This is a genomic window from Microbacterium sp. H37-C3 (assembly GCF_027157935.1).
GTDB lineage: Bacteria > Actinomycetota > Actinomycetes > Actinomycetales > Microbacteriaceae > Microbacterium > Microbacterium plantarum.
Genome location: NZ_JAPVLR010000009.1, coordinates 20,650 through 35,873 on the forward strand (window position 1 = coordinate 20,650; position 15,224 = coordinate 35,873).

Annotated in this window: 15 protein-coding genes and 1 pseudogene; 10 read left to right on the top strand and 6 right to left on the bottom strand. The window is 71.1% G+C overall.

The genetic code is table 11. From position 1 onward, the window contains the following. Positions 1-36 precede the first annotated feature (36 nt). Complete coding sequence (locus O1W71_RS16010; protein ID WP_269268807.1) at positions 37-1,017, bottom strand: ABC transporter substrate-binding protein; 981 nt, start codon at positions 1,015-1,017, stop codon at positions 37-39. A gap of 315 nt (positions 1,018-1,332) precedes the next feature. On the opposite strand from O1W71_RS16010, the pseudogene O1W71_RS16015 reads away from it, so the two are divergent. The 6 genes and pseudogenes from O1W71_RS16015 to O1W71_RS16040 form a co-directional block, all read left to right on the top strand. Next, a pseudogene (locus O1W71_RS16015) lies at positions 1,333-1,440 on the top strand (linear amide C-N hydrolase); the annotation flags it as partial. 269 nt (positions 1,441-1,709) lie between these two features. Beyond that, entirely contained in the window at positions 1,710-1,892 is a 183-nt protein-coding gene (locus O1W71_RS16020; RefSeq protein WP_269268808.1) for a linear amide C-N hydrolase, read from the top strand. A gap of 111 nt (positions 1,893-2,003) precedes the next feature. Further along, complete coding sequence (locus tag O1W71_RS16025; RefSeq protein ID WP_094260399.1) at positions 2,004-2,174, top strand: CsbD family protein; 171 nt, start codon at positions 2,004-2,006, stop codon at positions 2,172-2,174. A 159-nt stretch (positions 2,175-2,333) separates the two neighbouring features. Next, positions 2,334-2,705 (top strand): sigma factor, encoded by a 372-nt coding sequence (locus tag O1W71_RS16030; protein WP_269268809.1) that lies wholly within the window; start codon positions 2,334-2,336, stop codon positions 2,703-2,705. Between the two features lie 75 nt (positions 2,706-2,780). Then, on the top strand, positions 2,781-3,791 hold the full coding sequence (locus tag O1W71_RS16035) for an LLM class flavin-dependent oxidoreductase (RefSeq protein ID WP_269268810.1): 1,011 nt from the start codon (positions 2,781-2,783) through the stop codon (positions 3,789-3,791). Then, positions 3,788-5,440: an alpha-amylase family protein gene (locus O1W71_RS16040; RefSeq protein ID WP_269268811.1), complete on the top strand. Its 1,653-nt coding sequence runs from the start codon at positions 3,788-3,790 to the stop codon at positions 5,438-5,440. The genes O1W71_RS16035 and O1W71_RS16040 overlap by 4 nt, the downstream gene beginning before the upstream one ends. A gap of 145 nt (positions 5,441-5,585) precedes the next feature. Here the strand turns inward: O1W71_RS16040 and O1W71_RS16045 are convergent, their stop codons facing one another. From O1W71_RS16045 to O1W71_RS16055, 3 genes are all read right to left on the bottom strand, one after another. Next, positions 5,586-6,506 carry a hypothetical protein gene (locus tag O1W71_RS16045; protein ID WP_269268812.1) on the bottom strand — a complete coding sequence of 307 codons (921 nt, stop codon included), beginning with the start codon at positions 6,504-6,506 and terminating at the stop codon, positions 5,586-5,588. A gap of 6 nt (positions 6,507-6,512) precedes the next feature. Continuing rightward, a complete protein-coding gene (locus O1W71_RS16050) occupies positions 6,513-8,051 on the bottom strand; it encodes a polysaccharide biosynthesis tyrosine autokinase (protein WP_112617871.1) in 1,539 nt (512 codons plus the stop codon). 96 nt (positions 8,052-8,147) lie between these two features. Then, positions 8,148-8,747 (bottom strand): arsenate reductase/protein-tyrosine-phosphatase family protein, encoded by a 600-nt coding sequence (locus O1W71_RS16055; protein WP_269268813.1) that lies wholly within the window; start codon positions 8,745-8,747, stop codon positions 8,148-8,150. A 23-nt stretch (positions 8,748-8,770) separates the two neighbouring features. On the opposite strand from O1W71_RS16055, the gene O1W71_RS16060 reads away from it, so the two are divergent. Together O1W71_RS16060 and O1W71_RS16065 are read left to right on the top strand one after the other, a co-directional pair. Continuing rightward, positions 8,771-9,538, top strand: a complete 768-nt coding sequence (locus tag O1W71_RS16060) for a CPBP family intramembrane glutamic endopeptidase (protein ID WP_269268814.1) — start codon at positions 8,771-8,773, stop codon at positions 9,536-9,538. Positions 9,539-9,563: 25 nt separating this feature from the next. Further along, positions 9,564-11,222 carry a hypothetical protein gene (locus tag O1W71_RS16065; RefSeq protein ID WP_269268815.1) on the top strand — a complete coding sequence of 553 codons (1,659 nt, stop codon included), beginning with the start codon at positions 9,564-9,566 and terminating at the stop codon, positions 11,220-11,222. On the opposite strand, the gene O1W71_RS16070 is transcribed toward O1W71_RS16065, so the two are convergent. After that, entirely contained in the window at positions 11,214-12,275 is a 1,062-nt protein-coding gene (locus O1W71_RS16070) for a sensor histidine kinase (RefSeq protein WP_269268816.1), read from the bottom strand. The genes O1W71_RS16065 and O1W71_RS16070 overlap by 9 nt on opposite strands. Positions 12,276-12,326: 51 nt before the next feature. Next, complete coding sequence (locus O1W71_RS16075) at positions 12,327-14,024, bottom strand: sensor histidine kinase (RefSeq protein WP_269268817.1); 1,698 nt, start codon at positions 14,022-14,024, stop codon at positions 12,327-12,329. Between the two features lie 228 nt (positions 14,025-14,252). Between O1W71_RS16075 and rplM the strand changes: the two genes are divergently transcribed. Together rplM and rpsI are read left to right on the top strand one after the other, a co-directional pair. After that, on the top strand, positions 14,253-14,699 hold the full coding sequence (gene rplM / locus O1W71_RS16080) for a 50S ribosomal protein L13 (RefSeq protein ID WP_112617876.1): 447 nt from the start codon (positions 14,253-14,255) through the stop codon (positions 14,697-14,699). Between the two features lie 29 nt (positions 14,700-14,728). Next, positions 14,729-15,220 (top strand): 30S ribosomal protein S9, encoded by a 492-nt coding sequence (rpsI, locus tag O1W71_RS16085; protein WP_269268818.1) that lies wholly within the window; start codon positions 14,729-14,731, stop codon positions 15,218-15,220. Positions 15,221-15,224: the final 4 nt, after the last annotated feature.

A 15,224-nucleotide genomic window follows, 5' to 3' on the forward strand; every position in this document is an offset into this window, starting at 1 on the left:
CCCCCCCCCCCCCCCCCCCCCCACCCGGGTGTCGGATCAGTAGGGGCGGCTGTCCAGGATTTCCTTCGCCTGCTCCTGCGTGAAGCTCTGGTCCTCGACGATGTAGGTCTTGTCGACCGACTCGCCCGCGACGACGGACTTCACGACCTCGGCCGTCTTCTCGCCGAGCAGCGGGTTGCACTCGACGATGAAGTTGAACTCGCCGTTCGCGAGAGCGGTCATGCCGTCCTTGACCGCATCGATCGTCACGATCTGGATGTCGGTGCCCGGCTTCATGCCGGCCGCCTTGATGGCGTCGAGGGCACCGAGACCCATGTCGTCGTTGTGAGCGAAGAGCACGTTGATCTCGGAGCCGAACTTCTGCAGGAAGCCCTCCATCACGGTCTTGCCCTCGGCGCGGGTGAAGTTGCCCGTCTGCGAGTCCAGCACCGTGATGTCGGTGCCGGCCACGGCGGCGTCGAAGCCGGTCTGCCGGTCGGTCGCGGCGGACGATCCGGTCGTCCCCTCGAGGATCACCATGTTCGTCGGCTTCGAGCCGAAGTTCTCGGCGACCCACTCGCCGGCGGTCTTGCCCTCCTGCTCGAAGTCGAGCCCGATCCAGCTGGCGTAGAGGTCCTCGGATGCCGAGACCGTGCGGTCTTCGAGGATGACGGGGATTCCGGCATCCTTCGCCTCCTTCAGCACGTCGTCCCAGCCGTCGCTGACGATGGGGGCCAGGACGATCGCGTCGACGCCCTGGTTGATGAAGCTGCGCACCGCGGCGATCTGCGCCTCGGGCTTGTTGTCGGCGGCGTTGAAGATCAGGTCGAAGCCGTTCTCAGCCGAGAACGCCTCCTTGATCGACTCGGTGTTGGCGCTGCGCCATCCGCTCTCGGAGCCGGTCTGGGCGAACCCGACCGTGATGACGTCGTCGCCGCCGGACGCGCCGGGGGAGCTGGAGCTCGCGCACGCCGTGGCGCTGAGCGCAACGACGCCGAGCATGGCGATCGCGGTGACGACGGACTTCACCTGGGACATCGGAAACCTCCTCGTTTCGTCCGGCGGCGTCGCCGGATCTCTGATGCGTGTCACCTCTCGGGACGCTCGAATGTTAGCGCTCACAACACCGGTGCTGTCAAGAGAGTCTCGGGTCACGAATGCGCAACGCCAGGGTTTCTGCGGCATAGGTCGCCTCGGAGATCCGTTTCATGGAGGTGAGCGCTCACAAGAGCGGTGGGCCATGACTGCACCGAGCGGCGATGCCGGTGTCAAGTGCCCTACCGAGCGTCGCGCGGATCGGGATAGGGCTGAGCCAGGGCCGAGGGGCGGCCCGTCACCACAGGGGGCGGCACCGTGTGCACAGGAGTCAGTTACACCACCCGCGATCACTACTTCGGCCGGAATCTCGACCTCGAGTTCTCGTATCACGAGGAGGTGGTCGTGACCCCGCGGAACTTCCCGTTCCGGTTCCGCCGGGTCGACCCGCTCGAGACGCACCACGCGATCATCGGCATCGCGACGATCGGGGTGCTCGGACGATTCGAGACCGTCGACGAGGTCGAGGCCGCCCTGGCTGACGTCGCGATCATCGAGGTCTCGTTCAGCGAGGCCTTCCCAGCGTCGCGCTGCACTGGATCATCGCCGACCGCTCGCGTTCGATCACGGTCGAGAGCGTTCGGGAGGGTCTGCGCGTCTCGCCGGAGCTGCCGCTGGATCGCTACAGCCGCGGCATGGGGGCGATCGGGCTCCCCGGCGACCTCTCGTCGTCCTCGCGGTTCGTCAAGGCCGCCTTCACGCGTGTCGACATGCACCGGGAAGACCTCGACGCCGATGCTCTCGTGCACTACCCGCTGGTGACCGGCCAGCAGATCAACATGCAGAACTACAGCGTTCATATCGCATTCGCGCCGTGAACGCGAGCGGGTGCGCGGGCGGAACCGGTCGACCTACCGTGTGATGACCGGGATGAACCGTCCCGGCATCCGGGGATCAGACCCGGACGCAGATCGACGGAAGGGGCCGATATGGGACTCGACGACAAGATCAAGAACGCAGCTCAGGACGTCGCCGGCAAGGCCAAGGAGGCCACCGGCAAGGCGACCGACAACGAGCGTCTCGAAGCCGAAGGTCACAAGGACCAGACCGCTGCCAACGTCAAGAAGGCCGGCGAGAACGTCAAGGACGCCTTCAAGTAAGACGCTCCCTCACGCGAGCGCCCCGGGTCCCCGCGACCCGGGGCGCTCTGCTGTGCGTGCGGCGCCGCGGATCCATTCATATGACTGGATCGGCCTACCACGGGCGGCCTCGGGACTCAAGCGCTTCCTGCCCGGTCCGCGGTGTCGGACGATTCCCTCATGACAGACCTGCTCGCGCCGGACACGGCCGCGGACGAGCCCACGCGTCCCGGCACCGACGCCGAGCTCGGCGCGCTTCTCACCGCCGTCGCCGCCGGCGACCGGGGAGCGCTCGCCGACCTGTACGACGCGACGTCAGCCGCCGCCTTCGGGCTCGCGCTTCGGCTGACCGCGAACCGGGCGGCCGCCGAAGAGGCGGTGCGGGAAGCGTTCCTGAATGTCTGGCGCGACGCCCGCCGGTACGACCCCGGTGCGGGCCCGGTCCGCGCGTGGATCCTCGGGCACCTCCGGCATTGCGTTATCGATCGCGGTGGGCTGGCCGGGCTGCGCGAAGCGCTGACACGCGTCCACGAGACGGGCGGGCCCGCCTGAGCGCCGGCCTGTACCGCACCCGAAGGCATCGGGCAACCCGACGTCGCCGGGTGCACGGGACCGAAAGACTGGGGCATGGCCTTCATCGGATATCACGCTTCGCACGAACAGCTCGCGCCCAGCGCGCTCCTGGAAGCCGTCATCGAAGCCGAACGCATCGGCTTCGACGGGGCGTTCAGCGCTGACCATCTCGCCCCGTGGACGCCGCGTCAGGGGCATTCCGGGAACACGATCGCTTGGCTGGGCGCAGCGCTCGCGTCGACGCGGTTCCCCATCGGGTCCGTGTCGACCCCCGGGCAGCTGTATCACCCCGTCGTCAGCGCACAGGCGATCGCCACCCTCGCCGAGATGTTCCCCGGCCGGTACTTCGCAGCGCTCGGCAGCGGTGAGCTGCTCAACGAGCACGTCACGGGGGCGCCCTGGCCATCCAAGGACGAGCGCACGGCACGCCTGGGGGAGTGCGTCGACGTCATGCGGGGGCTGCTCGCGGGTGAGAAGGTCGATCACGACGGCCGCGTCCGCGTGCATGAGGCCCGGCTGTGGAGCCTGCCCACCGGACCGGCGACGCTCATGGCCACCGCGGCCTCCCCGGAGACGGCGCGCTGGGCCGCCGGGTGGGCCGATGGGCTCGTCACGGTCGGGACGACCCGCGAGCAGGTTGCCGAGATCGTCGGCGCCTACCTGGATGCCGGCGGCCTCGGTCCCACGTGCCTGCAGGTCCACATCGCCCTCGCCGGCTCATCGGACGAAGCCGCCGCGCTCGTGCGCGACCAGTGGCTCCACGGCGTCGTGACGCCGCCGGAGGCGTGGGACATCGCTCAGCCGGAGGACTTCGCGGCCCGCGCGGGCGACCCCACCGACGCCGAACTCGCCGAGCACGTCATCATCGGAGTCGATTCGCCGAGCGGCATCGCCGAGCTGGCGGACCGTCTCGCCGGCCTCGTCGACACCGGTTTCGACCGGCTCTACATCCACGAGATCTCCCAGGACCAACGCGCCTTCCTCGGCGAGCGGGCGGGGGCCCTCCTGCACGCGCTGCGCGAACGGCTCGGCGCGAGAACCGAGCTCCCCGGAGGCGCACGATGAGGATCTCCGACACGAGCGACCTCTGGTGGAAGAACGCGGTGCTGTACTGCGTGGACGTCGAGAAGTACCTCGATGACGACGGCGACGGCGACGGTGATCTGCAGGGCCTCGCTCGGCGGCTGCCCTACCTCGCCGACCTCGGTGTCACCTGCCTGTGGCTCATGCCCTTCTACCCGACGCCAGGACGCGACAACGGCTACGACGTGTCGGACTACTACGGGGTCGATCCTCGGGTGGGGTCCCACGGCGACTTCGTCGAGCTCATCCGTACCGCTGAGGACCGCGGTATCCGGGTCATCGTCGATCTCGTCATGAACCACACCTCCGACCGGCATCCCTGGTTCCTCTCGGCGCGCGAGAGCCGCGACTCGCCCTACCGCGACTTCTACGTGTGGCGGGACGAGATCCCCGACGACCCCCGTGAGACGCAGTTCCCCGGCGAGGAGGACGGCGTGTGGGAGTGGGACGAGAAGACCGGGCAGTACTACCTCCACAGCTTCTACGCCCACCAGCCCGATCTGAACGCCGAGAACCCGGCCGTCCAGCGCGAACTCGCGAAGGTCATGGGCTTCTGGCTGCAGCTGGGAGTCTCCGGCTTCCGCGTGGACGCGGTGCCCTCGTTCGTCTCCTCGCCCGAGCGCCGCGAGCCGCAGCGCGATCACGATGTCCTGCGCGCGCTGCGGCGCTTCGCCCAGCGGCGCTCGAGCGCGGCGATGCTCGTGGGCGAGGTCAACGTCCCGCACGATGAGCAGGCGGCGTACTTCGGGGCCGACGGCGACGGCGAGCTGCACATGCAGTTCGACTTCGCCAGCAACCAGGCGCTGTATCTCTCGCTCGCGCGAGAAGACCCGCAGCCGCTGCGCTCCGCGCTCGAGAGCCGGCCCGACATCTCGACGATCTCGCAGTGGGCGAACTTCGTCCGCAACCACGATGAGCTCACCCTCGATCAGCTGTCGGACGCCGAGCGCGAAGAGGTCTTCGCCGCCTTCGCCCCCGAGGAGTCGATGCAGGTCTTCGGGCGCGGCATTCGGCGACGCCTCCCTCCGATGCTGGGCGGCGATCCGCGCCGCATCCGCCTCGTCTACAGCCTGCTCTTCTCGCTCCCCGGTACACCGGTGCTGCTGTACGGCGAGGAGATCGGGATGGGTGAGAACCTCGACATCGACGAGCGGGACGCCGTCCGCGTGCCGATGCAGTGGCGTCCCGACGGCGGATTCTCCACCGCCGCCGCGAGCGCGCATCCGCTGCCGTCCCCCGAGGGGCCGTATGGGCCCCAGCACGTGAACGTCGAGGCGCAGCTCATGGCCCCCGACTCGCTGCTCGCGTTCGTCCGCGGGCTCGCACGGAGCTACCGGCAGTCTCCGGAGATCGGCTGGGGCGACCTCGAGCTCGTGCCCGCCACCGCGCCGTCCATTCTCGCGCACGGCGCCCGCACGAGCGAGAGCCGATTCGTCGCCGTGCACAACTTCGCGGGGGAGCCGGTCGCCTTCGAGATCGACCTCGGCGAGGAGCCCGACGGCACCGAGCTCGTCTGCCTCGCCTCGGGTGAGAGCTGGGCGCTCGAGGGGGCCACGGTCTCGATGGAGCTCGACGGCTACGGTGCGCGCCGCCTGCGCGTCACGCGCCCGGGTGACGGGCGCCTGCGCTGAGGGGGTTAATCCGCGGGTGAAGCCTCGGGTGAAATCCTCCCCGGGGGCGGTGTGCGCGTCCGGTTCGCGAGCAGGATGGGGACGGGAGACGGGGAACGGACGGCCGGGGGGATCGTCCGTTCCCCGCCTCCGGGCCCCGTCGGTGCTAGCGGACGATGGTCGTCACGGCATCGCCCGACCACACGATGACCTCGTCGTCGAACGCGGCGATCGCCGCCGGCGCGGCCGGATCGCTGTCGGGGATGCACTCGGAGGCCGAGGCCGTGCCCGCCGCGTCGACCCACGTCAGGGCCAAGGCTCCCGCGCAGGCATCCGTCCCGGCGCTCACGAGCGCGGTCGCGCGGCCCAGGACATCGAGAGCGACGACATCCGCGAGCGGCAGAGGAGCGAACGCACCGCTGCCGACGCGGGTGTGGGCGACCCCGTCGCACACCAGAGCGGTCTGCTGCGCCCCCACTCGCACGCTGGCGGGGGCGGCGCAGGGGAGCGCGACCTCGCCCGAGGGCGACGCCAGCACCGTGGGTGCGGAGCCCGAGGGATAGGTCGCCCGCGCCAGGAGATCGGGGTACGGGTCCCAGAACCGGCCCTGCGTGTACGTCCGCAGCAGCTGGGGAGAGCAGTCCGCCGCATCGGCGATCAGCTCGGCCTCGGTGCCGGACAGGCCCGACAGCGCGCGGACCTGAGCGATGCCGCGGGAACGCGGGGTGACGTCGACCCAGGTGGTGCCGCCGTCGTCTGATCGCTCGACGACCGGCTCGCCGGCGCCGCAGGCTCCCGCCGTCGCGCGCCACAGCATGCCCTCGGCTGAGCGAGCGAGGAAGCGCTCCTCGGCACCGCCCGTGACGGGGGTCGCGGTCGACGACGGTGAAGCGCTCGCGTCCGGCCCCGGCCCCCGGAACGAGAAGGTCGGCACGGGGCCTGCGGTCGGCGCGCCCGACGGCTGCGGACTGCGGTCGTGCTGCAGCGCCAGCGCCGTGAGCGCGATCACGACGAGAGCGAGCGCGCCGACGCCGGCCACCGACAACGCGCGGGCGATGGGCGGTGCGGTCAGGTCACGTCGCGCCATGCGCCATCAGCTCGCAGAAGGACCGGAGCGGCGGGACTCGTCGGAGGAGCGAGCGCGGAAGCCGAGGTCATCGAGCGTCGGAGCCGGACCGGTCTCGACCGGCTCGGCGCGGCGTCCTCGACGACCACGCGGCTGCTTCGCCGGGGCGGCGGGCTTGCCGCGGCGAGCCTCGCGGGCCGCGTTCTCCTCCTGCGTGTAGCCGTAGCCGTAGCCGTAACCGCCGTAGTACGCGTCGGGGCCGCGGGTGGGCACCATCGTCAGCACCACGCCGGCGACCTTGGCGTCGACGGTCTGAAGAGCGTCGATGGCGCCGGTGAGCTGGTGGCGGGTCGTGCGGCCCGCCGCGACGCCGACGATCGCTCCGCTGGTCGCACGGGCGAGGATGGCCGCGTCCGTCACGGGCAGGAGCGGCGGGGCGTCGCACAGCACCACGTCGAAGTCGCGCTCCAGGACCTCGAGCAGCTGACGCATCTGGGGCGACGCGAGCAGCTCGCTCGGGTTCGGCGGGATCTTGCCCGACGGCAGCACATACAGGCTGCGACCGCCCCAGGGCAGCATGACGTCGCCCAGGCGTGCTCGGCCGATCAGCACATCGGTGAGGCCCGCTCCGCCCTCGAGGCCGAGATACTCGTCGACCTTCGGCTTGCGCAGGTCGGTGTCGAGCAGGGCGACCTTCTTGCCGGCGTCGGCGAGGGCGATCGCGAGGTTGATGGTCGTGGTCGACTTGCCCTCGCTCGGCACCGAGCTCGTGACGACGAAGCTGGAGCGGCCACCCATGTCGAGGAACTGCAGGTTGGTGCGCAGCGCCCGGAACGATTCCGCGCGGGGGCTCAACGGATCGGCGTGCACGATGAGCGGCCGGTCCTTCGCCTTCGGGTCGAAGGCGATGGCGCCGATGAGGGGCGACTCGGTGACCTGCTCCACATCGCGCGAGCTGCGGATGCGGGTGTCGAGCACGGTGCGCAGGACCGCGATCCCGATGCCGAGCGCCAGGCCGACGAGGAGGCCGAGCGCGAGGTTGAGGGGAACGTTCGGGCTCGACGGGCTGAGGGCCGGCTGGGCGTCGCGGACGCGCGACAGCTGAATGGGGCTCGCCCCCGACTCGCTCGCGGGCTCGATCGCGGGGACCGCCGCCGACAGGCTCGCAGCCAGGGCGTTGGCGATGTCCGCCGCCGCGACCGGATCGGTGTCGACCACGGTGATCGTGATGAGCGTCGTGTTCAGGGCAGCGCTCGCGTTCACCTTCTCGGCGAGCTGGCCCGCCGTCGTCCCGAGGCCGAGCTCGGCGATCACCGGGTTCATCACGATCGGCGTCGAGACGAGGCCGACGTACGTGTTGATCCGCGCCTGCGCGAACGTCGACCCCTGCTGCAGCTCGGCGACGCTGCCGGAGGTCTGCGTCGAGACGAAGACCGTGCTGGACGATTCGTAGGTGGGCGTGCGCGTCAGCGAGTACGCGGCCGCGGCGCCCACACCGACGAGGGTGACCACGAGGATCACGATCCAGTTCTTGCGGAGGATGCGAATGTAGTCGGAGAGCTCCATGCTGCCCTTCGGTGCGCGCCACGAGGGCATCGGCGGAAACTCGGATCAGTCTGCCACAGCCATGTTTCCGGCCGGGGTCGGATCGCGCACCTCGGATCAGGAGGTCGTCGCGACCGCCACGACGCGCACCACCTGGTCGATCGCGGGATCGAGCTGCGCCGCCGACGTCTCATATGTCGACCACGACCGGCGGTAGGGGTCGACGACGTCATCCTCCGTCGGATCGGCGGGCGGGAGGACGAGGCCGCGCTGGCCCGCGACCGCTGCGACCGCCGCCCGCAGTCTGCCCGCGGCATCCTGGTCGGCCGCCGTCGCGACGGCCCCCTGCAGCGCGGCGTCCGACAGCGACGAGGCCAGGCGCGCGAACTCGCGCACGGTGAACGCCACGCGTGTCCGCGCGGGGACGAGCTCCGCCACGGCGCGCCGGTGCTCGCGGGCCATCGCCAGGACGAGGTCGGCCGAGACGAGGTGCTGCTCGGTCAGGAAACGAGCCCGGTGCGCCTCGGCATCCGAGGCCGAGATTCCGCGCGCCAGCGCCAGGCGCTGCGCCTCGGGCGTCATCCCGTGATCGGCCAGGCCTCGCGTCCCGGCGCTCGTGACGCGCACGCCCCGGTCGGCCAGACGAGTCTGGAGCATCAGAGCCGCCAGGGGCGAACGGCAGATGTTCCCCGTGCAGATGGTCGCGATCTCGATCATGGGACCTCCGCTAACGTGGGCGCGTGCACACCCACCCTAGCGAGCCGGTCGCGACGACGTCGCGGCGCCCACGTCACCGTCGCGTCGACTGGCGCCAGGGCGGATCGAGCGTGCGCCGGTGGCGCGAGATGATGCTCGCCTGGGCGCTCGTGAGCCTGGGCGCGGGAATCCTGCTGGGGTATCTCGTGCTGTGGCTCCAGCCCGCGGCGTCGTGGTCGGGCCTCGCCGCGACGGCGGCGCTCTGGCTCGGGATGCTGATCCCCGTCGTCCTCGCGCTTCGCGTCTCGCGACCCGCGGGTCTCCTCCGGTTCCGAGCCGCCGACCTCCTCATCGGGCTCGGCTTCGGCATCGTGCTCCGTCTGGTGCAGGGGCTCATCCAGCAGGGGGTCGAGGGGCAGGCCCGCTTCCCCGGGCTCCTGCTCGTCGACGGGCGGCTTCCCGCGAGCTGGTGGCTGACGGATGCCGCCGCCGCGGGGCTGGTCGCCCCGGTCCTCGAGGAGTTCTTCTTCCGCGGGGTCGTGCTCGTCGCGGTCTACACGCTGCTGCGCCGGGCCGCGGGGCCGGCCACGGCCGGCGTGGCGGCGCTGCTGGTGTCGACGGCCGTCTTCCTCGTGAGTCATCTCGTCGGCGGGGCCCTCGGCGTCGACGGCGTCCTCTCGATCGCGCTGGTCGGGGTCGTGTGCGCCGGCCTCGTCCTCCTGACCGGGCGCATCTGGACCGGCGTCGTCGCACACGTGGTGTTCAACCTCTCGGGCGTGGGCCTCGCCTTCGTCGGGGCGTTCACGGGCTGAGAACGCCGGAGAGCGCGGAGCCGGCATGACGACCTGGTGGAACGCGGTCTCCGGAGGTGCCTTCTACACGCGGTGGAGCGCGGCGGTGTCGCTGCTGGTGGCCGGGGTGTTCTCGGTGCCGTCCGTCGGCGGTGCCGGAATCGAGGCGTACCTGCGCGGTGCCACGGTGGCCGTCCTGGGCTGGTCGGTGCTCGCCGCGATGGTCGTCCCGGTCGCTGTGGCCGAACGGCGGCTCGCGTCGCGTCCCGCGCGCGGCGTCGTCGTGCTCGCGTCGCTCGTCGTCGTCGCGACGATCCGTCCCGCCGTCAACGACGCCATCAGTTCCGCCCTGTTCGGTATCGTCCCGAGCGGGCCGGCGTCGTCGCGGATCGCGACCAACCTCGTCACCGCGCTCGCGCTGCTGTCCATCGTCGCCGTCATCACGTCGCGTCACGCCGCCGCACGGGCAGCCGCCGAGCGGTTGCGCGCGGCGCTCGTGCGGGTCGAGCGCGCGGAGGCGCGCCGGCAGCATGTCGCGGCCGAGGCCCGGGCCGCGCTCGTGGCGGGCATCGCGGCCCTGCGCCGCTCACGCGAGCGCATGCTCGCCGGCCCGATCGATTTCGACGTCGTCCGCACCTTCTCGGAGGACGTCCGCGGGCTCAGCCACCGCATCGACCGCCTGTTGCGCGAGCACGACGCCGAACGCGACGACGAGCGCGACGACGAGATGAGCGAGGCCGGCCCCGCGTCGCACGAGAGAGGCCCGGGCCTGTCGATGCGGCTGGTCGCGCCGCCGTGGTTCAGCGTCGCGCCGCTCTACGCGCTGGCGTGCTTCCCCTACGCCGTCGCCGCCGGCGGCGTCGGAGTGGGCCTCGCCGGCATCGCGGGGGGAGTCGTCGTCGATGTCATCGCCGGCGGTGCGGTGCGTCGGTGGGCCCGGCCGCCGCGTCCGGTCGTCTTCCTGCTGGTGTGGATCGCCGCCGGGTGCGCGATGAGCGTCGTCACCTACCTCTTCCTCCCGCGCATCGGTGTGCTCGGCCTCGTCCCCGTGCTCGCCGTCCCCGTCGTCGCGGTGCTGGTCGGCCTCTGCCGCGACGCGCTGTCGCGCGCCCGTACCGATGAGCGCCGGGCGGCGGCCGGGCTCGCCGAGGTCGCACGCGAGGCCGCCGAGATCGATGAGAGCGCGGGCCCGCGGCGTGCCATCGACGTGCTGCACGGGCGCGCGCAGGGCGCCTGCGTCGTCTTCGCGGCCCGCGTCGACGAGCGCGCCCCGACCCCCGACGAGGTGGACGACTTCCGGTGCCGTACCGAGGCCGCGTTCGAGGAGATCCTCGAGTCCGGGGACCCCGAGCGGATGCCGGCGAGCGAGTCGCTGGATCGCCTGATCGAGGCGTGGGCGCCCGCCGTCGCGGTCACGCAGCGCATCGACGACGCGGTCCGGCTGCGGTTGAGCGACCCCGACGCGGCCGAGCGCGTCGTCTCCGTCGTCACCGAGGCGCTCGTCAACGCCGTCAAGCACTCCGGGGCGCGGCGTGCCCGGGTGGTGGCGCGGGTCACCGGATCGGGTTCGCTGCTGCTGCGGGTGTCGTCGCCCGGGCGGCTCGGGCCCGTTCCCGGACGCGGTCTCGGGACCGTCGGGCGACGCGTGTACCAGGACGGCGACGACGTCGTCCTGGAGACCGTCATCACGCTGCCGTCACTGTGAGGGCGGCAGGCGCAGGGTGACGGTCGTCCCGGTTCCCCTGATGCTCTCGATGGATGCCTCTCCGCCGAGTCGTCGCGCGATGTCGCGGACGCTCGCGAGGCCGACGCCCGTGCCGCCGTCGCCCGGATCGGAGAGGCGGCCGCGGTGATAGGGCTCGAAGATCGAGGCGAGGTCGTCGGAGTCGATGCCCCGGCCGCTGTCGGCGACCGTCACCACGGCGGCATCCGGCTCCTCCGACACCGACACGACGATGGTGTCCTCGCTGTACTTGGCAGCGTTGTCGATGACGTTCGCGAGAGCGCGTCGCAAGAGCGCGCGATCGGTCGAGACGTGGGCGCGGCCGGCGCCGCGGACATCCACGCGCTCGTTGACGTCGCCCGGCAGCACGAGCTCCGCCGCCTCACGGGCGAGAGTCAGCAGGTCGGTCTCCTCGCTCTCATCGCCGTCGGTTCCCCGCACATGCGCCGAGAGCTCTGCGGCCATGGCGATGATGTGGTCGGTCACGCGTGAGACGTGCTGCAGCAGACCCGACTGCGCCTCCGGGATCTCGTCCTCGAGCAGGTCGACGTAGCCGCGCAGAGCGGTGATCGGCGAGAGGAGGTCGTGGGCGAAGGCCCGCAGGAAGCCGTCCTTCTCGTCGTCCAGGCGCTTGGCCTCGCTCAGGTCGCGCACGATCTTGACGAAGCCCGCGGGTTCGCCGTCGTCGTCGCGGACCGCGGTGATCAGCACGTGCGCCCAGAACAGCGTGCCGTCGCCGCGCAGCCGCCAGCCGGTGTCCTCGACCGACCCGTCGGTGCGTGCGGCGGCGAGCAGTCGCGCCGGCCGACCGCGCTCGCGGTCCTCGCGGCGGTAGAAGCGCGAGAACGACGTGCCGATGACCTCATCCGCGGGGTAGCGCTTCAGACGCTCGGCCCCGGGGTTCCATGACCGCACCACGCCGGCGTCGTCGAGCTCGACGATCGCGACCGACGTCACCTGCGCGGCCCAGTCGGTGGCCGTGCCCGCGAGGACGGCACCCGTCGTGCGGGCGTGGTCATAGGGGGAAGCGCTCATCGTCGTCGTCACCTCGAACGGGCCGAGTTGTCGAGAATCTCAGCGTCGAGGTCATTCTTCCGTCGTGACGAATGTGCCGCCCGCGCTTGACACGGGGTGGTCGAGTGCACGATCGTCGTGCGCCGCACCGGGCAGCACGATCGCCATCGCCGTGCCGCCCGACGCAGAAGCGCCCACGCGAACACGGCCGCCGTGCGCGACGACGGCGTTGCGGACGACCGAGAGGCCGATGCCGAAGCCCTGGATCGCGTTCTCCCGGGCATAGGGGGTCCGGTAGAACGGATCGAACACGCGCGTCCGCTCGATCGAGGTGAGCCCGGGGCCGTTGTCGCTGACGACGATGTGCACACCCGACTCGTCGACGCGCTGGCCGATCACGACCGCGGACGAGGGCGGGCTGAACTTCACGGCGTTGATCAGCAGCTCCTCGAGCGACTGGCGGATGCGCACCGGGTCGAGCACGACCCGGTCGTGCGTCGCACCGATCTGCTGGATCGAGCTGCCGCGACGCTCGGCGCGCGGCGAGACGGCGCGCACGGCCGAGGCGATCAGGTCGCTGAGCGTCACCGGGCGCGGCGAGACCTCGGTGTCGGTCGACGCGGCGGCGAGCAGTTCGTTGATGCGGTCGGTGAGCACCAGCACGTTGCGCTCGACCAGCGAGAGGTAGCGCGTCGCTGCGGCGTCGTCGGGCCGGACGTGGTCGGTCAGAAGATCGAGGTAGCCGGTCACGCTCGTCAGCGGCGTCCGCAGCTCGTGCGACACCGTGCGGAGGAAGTCATGTCGCAGCTGCGCGGCATCGGCCATCTCCGTCACATCGTGGGCGGCCACCAACGTGCCCAGGAGAGTCCCGTCGGCGCGGCGCACGCGGTCGGCGTCGGCGAGGATGGCCCGCTGCGCCGCCGGCGGACCGACCCACTCGACGGCGTCGCTGACCTTGTCGCCGCGCAGGGCGCGGGGGATGAGCTGCTGGTGATGGGGTACCGGCGTCGTGCGGTCGGCCGCCAGCACGGCGTCACCCGCGTAGGGAGCCTCGCTCAGCGAGAACCCCATCGCTCGGGAGAGGTCCTCGGCGGTGCGGTTCGCGAGCATGAGCCGCCCCGCGTCGTCGTAGAGGGCGACACCGCTGCGGACGGTGTCGAGCACCGTGCGCAGGACGAGTTCGTTGTCGCGGGCCCGGGCGAGCGCGCGCTCCCGCTCCTCGTGGGATGCGCGCAGGCGGCGGCCGCTGCGCCGCAGATGCTGGGCGGCGATGTTGACGACGACGGCGACGGCGAGGATGAGGCCCGGGAGGGTGAAGACGTTCGCCCACTCGAGCGGCGTGACCGGCCAGCTGCCGCGGACGAAGAAGGGGAGCGAGGTCATGAGCGCCGCCCCGCCCACGGCGGCGGTGAAGGCGATGGGCGGGAAGCCGTAGGCGATCCAGAGGATGGGGAAGATCGCCAGCATGCTGACACCGGGCAGGAGCCACACCACCTCGGTGCGCACGAGCGCGACGGCGACGATGTCCGTCACGGCGAGGGTGACCAGCCAGGAGGGCGAGAACCGCTCCCACGGGAGGAGGGCGCCGGCCATCGACGCGAGGATGACGATCAGGACCGCGGCGCACGTGAACGGCGACGAGAGCGACTCGGGTGCTCCGAAGGCGAGCGCGACGATCACGACGAACGTGCCGACGACGAACGGCAGCTGCGCCCGCGTGAAGACGCGGATGCGACCGAGGCGAGAGCGCCGCAGTTCGAACAGGGGCATCCGGGGTCTCCGATCGGGGTGCATGAGAGATCGAGGACGGCCCGGGGGGACAGGCGCGGCTTTGATAACGTCGACAGATAGCGTACGCTGTCTCTTTGGTGCGCGTGCCACGCAGGCGTGCCGCTACGAACGTGAGCCCTCCACTGGCGTGTTCGTCCGATTTCGGACCAACCACCCCGGAGCGGGATTCACGAACTCCTCCGTTCGATTCAAGAAAGCAGCACTACTGTGACGCGCACTTTCACCCCCAAGGCTGGCGAGATCCAGCGCGAGTGGCTGGTCATCGACGCAACCGACGTCGTCCTCGGCCGCCTCGCCTCGCACGCCGCCGTCCTCCTCCGCGGCAAGCACAAGGCTTCGTTCGCCCCTCACGTCGACACCGGTGACTTCGTCATCGTCGTCAACGCCGACAAGGTGGCCCTGACGGGTCAGAAGCTCCAGAAGAAGATGGCCTACCGCCACTCGGGCTACCCGGGCGGCCTCAAGTCGGTCTCCTACGAGGAGCTGCTCGAGAAGAACCCCGTCCGCGCGGTCGAGAAGGCCATCCGCGGCATGCTCCCGAAGAACAGCCTGGGCCGCCAGCAGCTCTCGAAGCTCAAGGTCTACGCCGGTGCCGAGCACCCGCACGCTGCGCAGCAGCCCACCACCTACACCTTCGACCAGGTCGCCCAGTAAGCGCCGCGAAAACACTCAAGGAAACACTGATGGCGAAGATCGCTGACTCCCTCGAGGAGACCCCCCAGAACTACTCGACCGAGACGCCCGCCTCGGAGGCTGCTTCAGCCGCCGCGCCCCGTCCGGTCCTCTCGGTCCCCGGTGCCGCCGTGGGTCGCCGCAAGCAGGCCATCGCCCGCGTGCGCCTCATCCCCGGTTCGGGCACCATCACGGTCAACGGGCGCACGCTCGAGGACTACTTCCCGAACAAGCTCCACCAGCAGCTCATCAACGACCCGTTCACGGTGCTCGAGCTCGCCGGCTCGTACGACGTCATCGCCCGCATCTCCGGTGGCGGCCCCTCGGGCCAGGCCGGCGCGCTGCGCCTGGGCATCGCCCGTGCGCTCAACGAGATCGACGCCGAGAACAACCGCCCGACCCTGAAGAAGGCCGGCTTCCTCTCGCGCGACGCTCGCGTCAAGGAGCGCAAGAAGGCTGGTCTCAAGAAGGCCCGTAAGGCTCCTCAGTACTCGAAGCGTTAAGCTC